Origin of the sequence: Anoxybacillus sp. J5B_2022, assembly GCF_026847645.1 — a bacterium.
Classification (GTDB): domain Bacteria; phylum Bacillota; class Bacilli; order Bacillales; family Anoxybacillaceae; genus Anoxybacteroides.
Genome location: NZ_JAPSMC010000070.1, coordinates 1 through 13465, shown reverse-complemented (window position 1 = coordinate 13465; position 13465 = coordinate 1). Strand labels below are relative to the sequence as shown.

At 46.3% G+C, this 13465-nt stretch carries 10 protein-coding genes, 1 other RNA gene and 1 other annotated feature; all 11 genes read left to right on the top strand.

Annotation, left to right across the window (positions count from 1 at the left end; genetic code table 11):
• Positions 1–113: 113 nt before the first annotated feature.
• The gene (locus M4I42_RS14715; RefSeq protein WP_268852845.1) at positions 114–290 is read left to right on the top strand and encodes a hypothetical protein; all 177 of its coding nucleotides are present in this window, start codon (positions 114–116) and stop codon (positions 288–290) included.
• 58 nt (positions 291–348) lie between these two features.
• Positions 349–576: a binding site (T-box leader), on the top strand.
• A 142-nt stretch (positions 577–718) separates the two neighbouring features.
• Positions 719–1990 (top strand): histidine--tRNA ligase, encoded by a 1272-nt coding sequence (gene hisS / locus M4I42_RS14710; RefSeq protein ID WP_268852844.1) that lies wholly within the window; start codon positions 719–721, stop codon positions 1988–1990.
• Between the two features lie 11 nt (positions 1991–2001).
• Positions 2002–3783: an aspartate--tRNA ligase gene (gene aspS, locus M4I42_RS14705; protein WP_268852843.1), complete on the top strand. Its 1782-nt coding sequence runs from the start codon at positions 2002–2004 to the stop codon at positions 3781–3783.
• 93 nt (positions 3784–3876) lie between these two features.
• Positions 3877–4060: non-coding RNA, 6S RNA (gene ssrS, locus M4I42_RS14700), on the top strand.
• A gap of 141 nt (positions 4061–4201) precedes the next feature.
• Entirely contained in the window at positions 4202–4966 is a 765-nt protein-coding gene (locus M4I42_RS14695) for a tRNA threonylcarbamoyladenosine dehydratase (RefSeq protein WP_268852842.1), read from the top strand.
• Between the two features lie 168 nt (positions 4967–5134).
• Positions 5135–8197 carry an efflux RND transporter permease subunit gene (locus tag M4I42_RS14690; RefSeq protein ID WP_268852841.1) on the top strand — a complete coding sequence of 1021 codons (3063 nt, stop codon included), beginning with the start codon at positions 5135–5137 and terminating at the stop codon, positions 8195–8197.
• An 81-nt stretch (positions 8198–8278) separates the two neighbouring features.
• Entirely contained in the window at positions 8279–9154 is an 876-nt protein-coding gene (locus M4I42_RS14685; protein WP_268852840.1) for a TetR/AcrR family transcriptional regulator, read from the top strand.
• A gap of 60 nt (positions 9155–9214) precedes the next feature.
• Positions 9215–10498 carry a replication-associated recombination protein A gene (locus tag M4I42_RS14680; protein ID WP_268852839.1) on the top strand — a complete coding sequence of 428 codons (1284 nt, stop codon included), beginning with the start codon at positions 9215–9217 and terminating at the stop codon, positions 10496–10498.
• A 172-nt stretch (positions 10499–10670) separates the two neighbouring features.
• Positions 10671–11087 carry a cysteine metabolism transcriptional regulator CymR gene (cymR, locus tag M4I42_RS14675; protein WP_268852838.1) on the top strand — a complete coding sequence of 139 codons (417 nt, stop codon included), beginning with the start codon at positions 10671–10673 and terminating at the stop codon, positions 11085–11087.
• Between the two features lie 21 nt (positions 11088–11108).
• Entirely contained in the window at positions 11109–12254 is a 1146-nt protein-coding gene (locus tag M4I42_RS14670) for a cysteine desulfurase family protein (RefSeq protein WP_268852837.1), read from the top strand.
• 14 nt (positions 12255–12268) lie between these two features.
• A complete protein-coding gene (gene mnmA / locus M4I42_RS14665; RefSeq protein WP_268852836.1) occupies positions 12269–13384 on the top strand; it encodes a tRNA 2-thiouridine(34) synthase MnmA in 1116 nt (371 codons plus the stop codon).
• The last annotated feature ends 81 nt before the right edge of the window (positions 13385–13465 follow it).

Here is a 13465-nt window from a genome sequence, read left to right as displayed (position 1 = left end):
TTTCGTTCGTCGTCGGAATCATACTAATTCGATAAAAAATGCAAAAATCCTTTTATTTTTTTGCGAAACAGGAAAGATTAAAAAATGAATGCCGAAACGAAAGGATGACGACCGTGAGAAATAGTGAGAAGGGAGAGTTCGTTCATCAACAAGGGGGCGAACTGTTTCATGTCGATTTTCATGAATTTATTCGCAAAGAACCGGACGCTACGCCTTATGAGCTAGCAGCGGAGTTTGGCTTGACGCTTCGCGACGTCCAGAAGTTAAAAAAGCAACTGTTTCGCTCATAAATGCGTTTTCTCGCTTGACAAACAGCAGATTCATTCGTAACATAAAAAATAAAATTGGGAAAAGCCGATGATGGAGAAAAGTAGTTAAGAGTACACATGGCCAGAGAGGAAATGCCATAGGCTGAAAGCATTTCTCCATGATGACTTAACGAACGAACACTCCGTAGGCTTCTCTTTGAACGCAACCGCTAGTAGAAGAGAACGCGTACCGGGCGTTATCGGGGCAAAGTGGAAGCATTTGCTTCAATTAGGGTGGCACCACGGGAACAACACTCTCGTCCCTATGTTTTTCATAGGGAAGGGAGTTTTTTTATTGGCTAACCGCCATCGGTGTGAGGCGCTCCGCTTTTTTGTTAAGCGGGTAAGCTGCCTCGGTAGGAGCTTTGCACTTTTCTTTATTTACATAGAAAACTAGGAGGTTGCAGTATATGTCGTTTCAAATTCCACGAGGAACGCAAGATATTCTGCCTGGAGAAGTTGAGAAATGGCAATATGTCGAACAACTAGCACGCGATATTTGCCGGCGTTACAACTACCAAGAAATTCGCACGCCGATTTTTGAGCATACGGAATTGTTTTTACGCGGCGTTGGCGATTCGACCGATATTGTGCAAAAAGAAATGTACACGTTTGAAGACCGCGGCGGCCGAAGCATTACGCTTCGACCAGAAGGAACCGCAGCGGTTGTTCGCTCATTTGTCGAAAACAAAATGTATGGCCAGCCTAATCAGCCAGTGAAATTGTATTATATAGGGCCGATGTTTCGCTACGAGCGGCCGCAAGCAGGACGATTCCGCCAGTTCGTGCAATTTGGCGTCGAGGCGCTCGGCAGCAACGACCCAGCGATCGATGCAGAAGTCATCGCGCTGGCAATGAACGTCTATCAGTCGCTCGGTTTAAAGAAATTAAAACTAGTCATTAACAGCCTTGGTGATGTGGAGAGCCGAAAAGCGCACCGTCAAGCGTTGATCGATCATTTTCAAGGCCGAATTACCGAACTTTGTGAAGACTGCCAGGCGCGCCTTGAGAAAAATCCGATGCGCATTTTAGACTGCAAAAAAGACCGCGATCATGAGTTAATGGCGACTGCGCCGTCCATTTTAGACTATTTAAATGAGGAGTCACGTACGTATTTTGCGAAAGTACAAACGTACTTGACGAAATTAGGCATTCGTTTTGAAGTCGATCCTCGTCTTGTCCGCGGCCTTGATTACTATAACCATACGGCATTTGAAATTATGAGCGAAGCGGAAGGATTTGGTGCGATTACTACGCTGTGTGGCGGCGGGCGTTATAACGGGCTTGTGCAAGAAATTGGCGGGCCGGAAACGGCAGGAATCGGTTTTGCGCTCAGCATCGAACGATTGCTTGCTGCATTACAGGCGGAAGGCATTTTGTTGCCGATATCGGCACGAATCGACTGCTATGTCGTTGCGTTAGGCGAAAAAGCGAAAGAGGAAGCAGTTTCCCTCGTGCATGCGCTCCGCCAAGCGGGCATTACAGCAGAAAAAGACTATCAAGACCGGAAAGTAAAAGCGCAGCTGAAAGCAGCAGATCGTTTGCAAGCGCAATACGTGGCGATTCTCGGCGACGATGAACTAGAGAAGCAGATTATTAACGTGAAAAATATGAAAACGGGCGAACAAACGGAAGTGCCGCTCGCTTCATTTGTCCAATATGTAAAAAATGCATTAGTATAGGAGGGTTAGGAATGTTTGGAAGGACGTATTATTGTGGAGAAGTTAGTGAACAAGCGGTTGGCGAGAAAGTGACGTTAAAAGGATGGGTGCAAAGACGCCGCGACCTTGGCGGATTGATTTTCATCGACTTGCGCGACCGCACGGGCATTGTGCAAATCGTCTTTAGCCCAGACGTATCAGCCGAGGCGCTGCGTGTAGCGGAAACGATTCGCAACGAATACGTCTTGGACGTGGAAGGCACCGTTGTGCGTCGCGAAGCAGGGCAAGTGAACCCGAATTTAGCGACTGGCAAAATTGAGGTGCATGTTGAGCGTGTCACGATTTTAAACGAAGCCAAAACACCGCCATTTATGATTGTCGATGACACAGATGTGGCAGAGGATGTTCGCCTAAAGTACCGCTATTTAGATTTGCGGCGTCCGGTGATGTTTCAAACGTTCAAAATGCGCCATCAAGTAACGAAAGCGATCCGCGACTTTTTAGACGAAGAAGGCTTTTTAGAAGTGGAAACGCCGATTTTAACGAAAAGCACGCCGGAAGGAGCGCGTGACTACTTAGTGCCAAGCCGCGTTCATCCAGGCGAATTTTACGCGCTGCCGCAGTCGCCGCAAATTTTCAAGCAGCTATTAATGGTCGGCGGTTTTGAGCGATATTACCAAATTGCGCGCTGTTTCCGTGATGAAGATTTGCGGGCTGACCGTCAGCCAGAATTTACACAAGTCGATATTGAAACATCATTTATGAGCCAAGAAGATATCATGGCAATGGTCGAGCGAATGATGGCTCGCGTCATGAAAATCGCGAAGGGAATTGACGTTGTTCTTCCGTTTCCGCGCATTTCTTATGAGGAAGCGATCGCTCGTTACGGTTCCGATAAGCCAGACACTCGCTTTGGCATGGAGCTTGTCGATGTATCTGAGCAAGTGAAAGGCTGTGGCTTTAAAGTATTTGCCGGCGCGGTCGAAAACGGCGGGCAAGTGAAGGCGATCAACGTCAAAGGAGCGGCTGACAACTATTCGCGCAAAGATATTGACGGATTAACGGAGTTTGTTGCTCGCTACGGGGCAAAAGGGTTAGCATGGCTTAAAGTTGAGGGGGATGGACTAAAAGGGCCGATTGCGAAGTTTTTTACAGAAGCGGAGCAGGCAAGCCTTATGCAGGCGTTGGCAGCAGAAACAGGAGACTTGCTATTGTTTGTGGCGGATAAAAAACCGGTGGTGGCGGATGCACTCGGGGCGTTGCGGTTGAAGCTCGGAAAAGAGCGAAAGCTCATCGATGAAACAAAGTTTAACTTCTTATGGGTCACTGATTGGCCGCTTTTAGAGTATGATGAAGAAGAAGGGCGCTATTATGCGGCACATCATCCGTTTACGATGCCGGTGCGCGAAGATTTGGCGAAGCTAGATACTAATCCGGCGGAAGTTCGCGCGCAAGCGTATGACCTTGTATTGAACGGCTATGAATTAGGTGGCGGTTCGCTCCGGATTTTCGAGCGCGATGTGCAAGAGAAAATGTTCCAAGTGCTCGGATTTACGAAAGAAGAAGCGCGGGCGCAGTTTGGCTTTTTACTAGAGGCGTTTGAATACGGCACACCGCCGCACGGAGGCATCGCGTTAGGGCTTGACCGTCTTGTCATGCTCCTTGCCGGGCGCACGAACTTGCGCGATACAATTGCGTTTCCAAAAACAGCAAGTGCTAGCTGCTTGTTAACCGATGCGCCAAGCGTGGTCAGCACCAGCCAGCTAGAAGAACTGCACTTAGCGGTCAAAGTCGAAAACGCCAGTCACGCGTAATATGTAACCGGAATGTCATGAAAAAGTAACAATTGCTTATTTGTACACGCATTGAAAAGACGTTAAAAATGTGCTATGATACATTCAAAGCAAACAGTCCTGATGTGTTCGTCGTATAACCTTATTGTTTTGACCGAACAATAAGTTATACGGGAGTCCGGAGTTTTCAAGCGGCGTACATGCCTCTCACTTGAGGACGTACAAACCTTGAAACAGGGCACCCACCTGCTGGGAGCGGGTTCAAAACGAAGGCATCGACGGCACGATTGGGACTTCCAACTCCGAATGAATCCCTTATGTGAAGCACATGCTTTACATAAGGGTTTTTGTTTTGGTAAGAAAAAATCCGATTGAAATACTTGCTTTAATTGTGTAGGATAGTAGCGGTACAAAAATGATGAATGTGATGGAGGGTGTCATGCTGCATCAGTTTTCACGCAATGAGTTGGCGATTGGAAAAGAAGGACTGGAAAAGTTAAAAAAAGCGACCGTCGCTGTATTAGGAATTGGCGGCGTTGGCTCGTTTGCCGTCGAAGCGCTGGCGCGTTCGGGCGTTGGTCGGCTTGTGCTCGTCGATAAAGACGATGTGGACATTACGAACATTAACCGGCAAATTCATGCGCTGCTTTCTACGGTCGGCAAACCGAAAGTGGATTTAATGAAAGAGCGCATTGCTGACATTAATCCTGAATGTGAAGTCATTGCGCTTAAAATGTTTTACACAGAAGAAACGTACGAACAATTTTTTAGCTATGGTCTAGACTTTGTCATTGATGCTTCCGATACGATTACGTATAAAATTCATTTAATGAAAGAATGTTTAAAGCGAAACATTCCGATCATCTCCAGCATGGGAGCAGCAAACAAAATGGATCCGACTCGCTTCCGCATCGCGGATATTTCGAAAACGCATACGGACCCGATCGCAAAAGTGATCCGTACGAAATTGCGCAAAGAAGGAATTAAGAAAGGGATTCCGGTCGTGTTTTCCGATGAAAAACCGATCATTATTCGCGAAGAAGTTCGCAAAGAAGTCGGCAACGATCAAGCGACGATTCGTAAGGCGAAAATGCCGCCTTCCTCTAACGCCTTTGTGCCGTCGGTAGCGGGGCTCATCATGGCATCATACGTCGTACGGGAATTGTTGAAAGATGTGAAAATTTATCGCGTTGGAGAAGAATAACGAACTAGGGGGCACCGAACACGAGGGGACCCCTTTTTTACATTTTTATAGTAACAGTTGAAAAGAAAAACGAAATTGTTTATATTGATGATATAACGACCGTTCAGTCATGTATATTCAAGAACAAACGGTCAGTCTACATACGCCATGATAGAAAGGACGGGAACGATGAATTTTTTAACACGGTTTAGCTTAAAAAATGCGGTTGCGGTGTTTATTATCTCATTTCTTCTTATTTTAGGGGGGTTATACTCTTTTTCTTCTTTAAAAGTCGATTTATTGCCGAACATCGAATTTCCGCAGCTATCGATTGAAGTCGTCTATCCGGGCGCTTCTCCAGAAGACATTAACGAGCAAGTGACTTCTAAGCTAGAAGAAAAGTTTAAATCGATTGAAGGCATGAAAAAAATGCAAAGCTCTTCCTATGAGAGCATTTCCATCATCAACCTTGAATTTCCGTTCCGTACCGATATGAACGACATGGAGCGGCAAGTCGATACGATCATTAAAGATACAAAGCTTCCGGATAACGTGCAAACGAAAATTAACCGTTTTTCGTTCGGGACATTCCCGATTTTTAATATTTCGTTATTTGCGAAACAAGGGGTTGATTTGCAGAAGGTATTAGAGCGGGATGTCATTCCGGAGCTCAATAAAATTAACGGCATCAACTCTGTTTCGGTCGGCGGCATGAAAGAAGAGGTGGTGCAAATTACGGTTGACAAACAAAAAGCCGCGCAGGCCGGTCTTACACTATCACAAATTAAAGACCAAATTAACGAAAAATTTCTATCGTTCCCAGCTGGAAATGTCAATACCGATACGTTGCAAATTCCTGTGCGCGTGCAAGAAAAGCTCGACACGGTCGAAGCGCTAGAGAACATGACGTTAACGTCACCAATCGCCCAACAGGCGACCTCTTCATTCCAAGGAGGAGCAATGCGGTCAATACCGCCAATTAAGTTAAAAGATGTGGCAAAAATCGAAACGATTACCGACCAACCAGAAAAAACTCGTTACAATTTGAAAGATTCGTTGTCCATGGCCGTCACGAAAAAACAAGATGCGAATACGGTCGAGGTGGCGGATAAAGTCATTAAGGTGCTAGATGCTCATAAAGACGAATTCAACTACGCGATTGGCTTTGACTCTGCAGAAGGCATTAAAAAATCGGTTGAATCGCTTGTGCGTGAAGGATTGTTAGGTGCGTTATTTGCCTCGATCGCCGTCCTTGTCTTTTTGCGTAACGTGCGGGCAACGATTATCGCGATTGTTTCCATTCCGTTGTCCTTAGTTGTGGCATCGATTTTCTTGCATCGCCTTGATATATCGCTGAACGTGATGACACTTGGCGGCATGGCGGTCGCAGTTGGCCGCGTCGTCGACGACAGTATCGTCGTTATTGAAAACATTTTCCGGCGCGTCCGCAAATCGAAAGCGGGTATGAGCGATGAATTAGTGCAAGATTCGACGAAAGAAATTTTAAAAGCGATCACGTCATCGACGATTACGACCGTCGTGGTGTTCTTGCCGCTCGGCTTTGTCGGCGGCATTACAGGCGAATTTTTCTTGCCGTTTGCCCTAACGATCGTTTTCTCGCTCTTTTTGTCCCTTTTAGTTGCTGTGACGATCGTTCCAATTTTAGCAAAATTTTCATTCAAAAAAGTGCCGCCAGAAGAAAAAGAAGGGGCATTGCAACGGTTTTACGGGCGCGTCATTGCTTGGGCATTGAACCATAAATGGATCGTATTGCTTTCATCGATTGTTTTGCTTGTCGGCTCCCTCGCGCTCGTTCCGAAACTCGGTTTTACGTTCTTGCCGAACGAAGAGCAAAAGACGCTTGTCGCTAGCATTGAACTGCCATCTTCTACTTCGCTTGAAAAAACAAACGAAGTGTCGTTGAAGGTAGAAAAAATGTTTGCCGACCGAGCGGAAATTAAAGATGTGACAGCAGGCGTCGGAAGCCGCGATTTCCGCACAGGACTGAAACGGTCGAACCAAGCGAATTACTTCATTCGCTTAAAAGAAGGCGTCAGCGTCGCGCCATTTATTAAAACGCTCGAGAAAAACATGCAAGCCATTGCCGACGAAGAAGCACCAGGCACAAAAATTGGCGTACAAGAACTTAGTTCTGGGGGCACGCCTTCGAACAACGATGTCAACATCGACTTATATTCAAACGACCTCGCATCTTTACAAAAGGCGGCGAAAGATGTAGAAAACTACATGAATAAGCGGAAAGACTTAAAATATGTGACAAACAACTTTGCCGACCAGCAAAAACAAGTGATCGTTCAAATCGATCCGGCGAAAGCCGCTGATTATGGCGTATCTGGGTTCCAAGTGCTCGGCACGATTGCTGATGCGACGAGACCAGTTCAAGTCGGAACGCTTAAGCTTGACGGTGTTGACCGGACAGTGCAGTTGTCATACGACAAAGGAATCGATTCGGTTGATGCGTTAAAAAATACGCTTCTTTTCACGAAGCGTGGCCTTGTCCCAGTTTCTGCGATTGCGGACGTGAAAGAAGTCGATACGTATACGTCGATTCAAAAATTGGATGGAAAAGTATTTGCCCGCGTATCGGCGCAAATTGTTGGCGATAATATTCAAAAAGTGACACAAGATGTTATCGATCATGTGAAAAAAGACGTGAAGCTACCGAAAGACGTTTCATTTGAGGTCGGCGGTGGCAGCGACGAAACGGTGGAAACGTTCCAACAGCTCGGTTTAGCGATGATCGTAGCGATCGGCCTTGTGTACATTACGATGTTGATTACGTTTGGCAAGGCAAGAATCCCATTCATCATTTTGTCGTCGCTCATTTTCGTGCCAATCGGCTCGCTTCTCGGTTTGTATCTCGCTCATGAGCCAATGTCGGTGAGCGTGATGATTGGGCTGTTAATGCTCATCGGGATTGTCACGACAAACGCCATCGTGCTCGTTGATCGGATCGGGCAAAACCGTGAACAAAAAGGAATGACGGTGCGCGATGCCCTTATTGAAGCAGGCAAAACGCGGCTGCGTCCGATTTTAATGACGGCGTTTGCAACGATCACGGCGCTCATTCCGTTAGCGCTCACGAAAGCGTCCGGAACGTTGATCTCGAAAGGATTAGCGATTACCGTCATCGGCGGGTTAACGTCATCGACGTTGTTAACGCTTGTCATTATTCCGGTGATGTATGAACTATTTTTCTTCCGCGAAGTGAAAAAAGAACGAAGCGCATAAATCATCATAGGCTGACTCAAACAGGGTCAGCCTCTTATGCTATAATAAAACAAGGAAAACAGAGATAAGGAAGGGACAGCGTTGAGCAAAAAAGAAACGATTATTCAAGCAGCGATGAAGTTGTTTGCTGAAAAAGGGTATCACGCTACATCGATGCAAGAAATTGCCGAACAAAGCGGGATGGCCAAAGGTTCTATTTATAACTACTTTAAGTCAAAGGAAGAAATTGCCGTTTCGATTTTTCGTTATCATTATGAAATGTTATTTCGAAAATTAGAACAAGTAGCAAAAGATAATACATTATCAGCGCGGGAAAAGTTTGAAAAACAACTTTTGCTTCAAATCGAAGAGTTCGTACGGCGAAAAGAATTAGTCGGAATGCATATAGGGGAACAAGCAGCCAAAATCAACGACGAAGTACATCAGCTTGTTTTTCGCATTCGCGCCCAAACGATCAACTGGTATCGACAAGCGATCATCGATATATACGGAGAGCGGCTTCGTCCATTTGCCCTCGATTGTGCGACGATGCTCAATGGCATGTTAAAAGAATATATGTTTTATATGGCAATCGAACAAAAAGAGTTGCACTACTCCGCGCTCGTGCCGTTTGCTTTGCGGCGCTTAGACGCGATTGTGGCAAGCTTTACCGAGCAAGATGTCCCACTTTTGACGGATGAAATGATGAAGGACTATCTTCATGTGGAACAAAGAAGGAAGGAAGAAGAGCGGCAGCACATTGTCGCTTATATCGAGGAAATCATTGAGGCGCTGGCAAATGACAATTCGTCGGAAAACGATGTCCTCCATTCGTTGAACATGCTAAAACAAGAGTTTTCGCAAACGGAGGGTGCGAGAAAATTTATGGTCGAAGCGTTGTTACTGTATTTAGAACGGCTACACATTCCGTTATGGAGCGAATTAACAACCGCCATTCATCGCTATTTTGCGCTATAGTTCTCTGCGGTATTGTGCAGAGAGCTTTCTATTTTTCATTTGGCTGGAGGTGAGAAGACGATGCTTTTTGCACAAGAACCGCTAGCTGTCCGCATGCGACCGCGAACGATTGATGAAATTGTTGGACAAACGCATATCATTGGGCCACATACCGCATTATACAAAATGATTCATAACGGTTACGTTCCGTCGATGTTGTTGTACGGCGAGCCAGGTGTCGGGAAAACGTCTTTGGCGTATGCGATTGCTGGTACGGTGAACCGAGAATTTTTTGCGTTAAATGCAACGACATCGGGAAAAAAAGAAATGGAGGAAGTTGTCGCAACAGCGAAAATGGTCGGCAACGTTATTTTGTTTATTGACGAAATTCATCGCTTTAATAAAGCGCAGCAAGACTATTTATTGCCCAACATCGAAAACGGGCTGATCACGCTGATCGGCGCTACGACGGAAAACCCGTTTCATGAAGTCAATCCGGCGATCCGCAGTCGGTGCGGACAAATAAAACAGTTAAAGCGGTTGACACCGGAGGAAGTGGTCATACTGCTTAGACGAGCGCTACAAGATAAAACGCGCGGGCTTGGGGCGTTTTCCGTTGACATTAACGATCGTTTATTGCAGATCATTGCTGATGGAACAAACGGCGATGCCCGTTCCGCGCTCAATGTGTTAGAGGCGGTCGTATATGCAGGGAAGGAAAAAGACGGACGCATCGTCGTCGATGAACAGACAGTGCTTGATTGCGTTGAAAAAAAAGGATTCACTCATGATAAAAAAGGAGATACGTATTATTCGCTTTTATCCGCTTTCCAAAAAAGCATTCGTGGCAGCGATGTCGACGCAGCGCTTCATTATTTGGCAAGACTATTAGAAGGGGGAGATTTAGCGGCGGTTTGCCGTCGGCTTCTTGTCATTGCGTATGAAGATATTGGCTTGGCGAATTCGTTGATGGGTGTCAAGGTGAATGCCGCTATTCAAGCGGTGGAACGGCTCGGTCTGCCGGAAGCGCGCATTCCGTTGGCGGTTGTAACCGTTGAATTGTGTCTTTCAGCAAAATCCAATTCAGCATACAAAGCACTCGACAAAGCAATCGCTGATGTGCAAAAAGGAAAAATTGGCGACATTCCTGCGCATTTAAAAGATGCGCACTACGAAGGAGCAAGCGTGTTAGGGCACGGAAAAGGGTATTTATATCCCCACGACTATCCAAATAGTTGGGTATCACAACAATATTTACCAGACGGACTAGAAGGGGTGCAATATTATCACCCGAAAGAAAACGGCGAGGAAAAGCATTATGCCAAAGTGTACAACAGACTGTGTGATTTAAGGCGCAAGCAATGAAGGAATAGAAAAAGTATGGTATAATGTTTGCGATTATTCTTTAACGAGCATAGATGAGATTGCGTATGTGGCAGAGCTATTTATGATGCCGTTTGGCATTATGTTAACGAGTAAAGCAGGCAGGAGATATAGTATCGCGATAGGCACGTGGGAAGTCGTTAGGGGGAATACAATGAAGATTTCAACAAAAGGTCGATACGGATTAACGATTATGATTGAATTGGCGAAAAAATACGGGGATCGCCCGATTTCGCTCAAATCGATTGCGAGCGCACACGATTTATCAGAACATTATTTAGAACAACTCGTTTCACCGCTTCGCAATGCTGGCCTTGTAAAAAGCATTCGTGGTGCATACGGCGGCTATGTGTTAGCTGACCATCCATCTAAAATTACAGCGGGAGATGTCATCCGCGTGTTGGAAGGACCGATTAGTCCGGTAGAAGGACTAGAAGAAGAAGAGCCGGCGAAGCGGGAGCTATGGATTCGTATCCGCGATGCGGTACAGGAAGTGCTTGACAGCACAACGCTTGAAGATTTAGCGAAATATAGTAGCGACGATAGTGAATCCTACATGTTTTATATTTGATGGTGAGAAAGGAGAATCGCGTTGGAACGCATTTATTTAGACCATGCCGCCACATCGCCAACGCACCCTATGGTTGTCGAGCGGATGGTACCGATGATGACGGAATCGTTTGGCAATCCGTCAAGCATTCATTTTTTTGGCAGACAAAGCCGCCGAGCGATCGATGAGGCGCGCGAAATGGTAGCGCAAAGCATCGGCGCGAAACCGACGGAAATTATTTTTACGAGTGGCGGGACGGAAGCGGATAATTTAGCGCTAATCGGAGCTGCGCTGGCGAACCGCCATAAAGGACGTCATATTATTACGACAGCGATTGAGCATCATGCCGTATTGCATGCGTGCCATTATCTTGAAAAAGAAGGATTTGACGTCACGTATCTTCCGGTCGATGGACAAGGAAAAATTGCGCTCGAAGCTTTACAACGCGCGCTTCGCGACGACACGATTGTCGTATCGGTAATGTTTGGAAATAATGAAACAGGCGTTTTGCAGCCGATTCAGGAAATTGGAAAACTATTAAAAGACCATCCGGCTTATTTTCATACCGATGCAGTGCAAGCGTACGGGCTTGTTCCGATTGATGTCAATGAACTAGGCATTGACCTCTTGTCTGTTTCCGCGCATAAAATTAACGGGCCAAAAGGGGTCGGCTTTTTATATGCGCGCGAGCATGTGAGACTTATGCCGCGAGCATTTGGCGGCGAGCAAGAACGGAAGCGCCGGGCGGGAACGGAAAACGTTGCTGGCATTGTCGGCTTGGCGAAAGCGGTGGAAATCGCGCTGGAAACGATGTCCACAAAACAAAGTGAGTACCGGGCGTTAAAAGAGAAGATGGTCGCTATTTTCAAACAAAGCGGCATTCGTTATGCAATCAACGGCGACCAAGACGCATGCCTTCCTCATATTTTAAACGTGGCGTTTCCGGGAACAAATGTGGAGTCATTGCTCGTCAATTTAGACTTAGCAGGGATTGCCGCATCGAGCGGTTCTGCGTGTACAGCGGGGTCGATCGACCCGTCGCACGTTCTTGTCGCGATGTTCGGTCAAAACTCCGACCGCATTCGTTCTTCGGTCCGGTTCAGCTTCGGGCTTGGAAATACAGAAGAACAAATCGAAAAAGCGGCTTATGAAACGGTGAACATTGTCAAAAGATTAACAAACGAATAACGGAGGTGAGAGCGGTGAACAAAGCACCAAAAGATACGCGCGTCGTCGTCGGCATGTCCGGCGGGGTTGACTCATCGGTCGCCGCACTTCTTTTAAAACAACAAGGCTATGATGTGATCGGGATTTTTATGAAAAACTGGGACGACACCGATGAAAACGGAGTATGTACGGCGACGGAAGATTACGAAGATGTAATGCGCGTCTGCAACCAAATCGGAATTCCGTATTATGCGGTAAATTTTGAAAAGCAATATTGGGATAAAGTGTTTACGTATTTCCTCGATGAATATAAAGCAGGCCGCACGCCGAATCCGGATGTCATGTGCAATAAGGAAATTAAATTTAAAGCGTTTTTAGAGCATGCGATGTCTCTCGGAGCGGATTATTTAGCGATGGGGCATTATGCACGCGTCGAATATCGTGATGGCGAATATAAAATGTTGCGCGGCGTTGACCAAAACAAAGACCAAACGTATTTCTTAAATCAATTAGGACAAAAGCAGCTTTCAAAAATCATGTTTCCAATCGGGAATATTGAAAAAGCGAAAGTACGGGAAATTGCGAAAGAGGCAGGACTTGCCACGGCAACGAAAAAAGATAGCACCGGTATTTGCTTCATCGGCGAGCGCAACTTCAAAGAGTTTTTAAGCAACTATTTGCCGGCTCAACCAGGAACTATGCAGACGTTAGACGGCGAAATGAAAGGAAAACATGACGGATTAATGTATTATACAATTGGGCAGCGCCACGGCCTTGGCATTGGCGGCAGCGGAGAACCGTGGTTTGTTGTCGGCAAAAATCTGAAAGAAAATATTTTATACGTCGCTCAAGGGTTTGATAATGAGCTGCTATATTCGGACTCGATCATCGCTACTCATGTGAACTGGGTGTCAGGCCGTGTGCCAACAGAGCCGCTGCGCTGTACAGCGAAATTCCGCTACCGCCAGCCGGATACCGGTGTGACCGTTCATGTCATTGACGATCAGACGGTAAAAGTCGTGTTTGACCATCCGGTGCGCGCGGTGACGCCGGGGCAAGCCGTCGTTTTTTACAACGGCGAAGAATGTCTTGGCGGAGGAACGATCGAAGAAGTGTTCCGCGGCGGCGAAAAGCTTTGGTATGTCGGATAATTCGAACCTCACCTCTTAGCGGAGTTGAGGTTTTATGTATGATATGGATAATAAAATTAACCAAATAAATAAAAATGATTG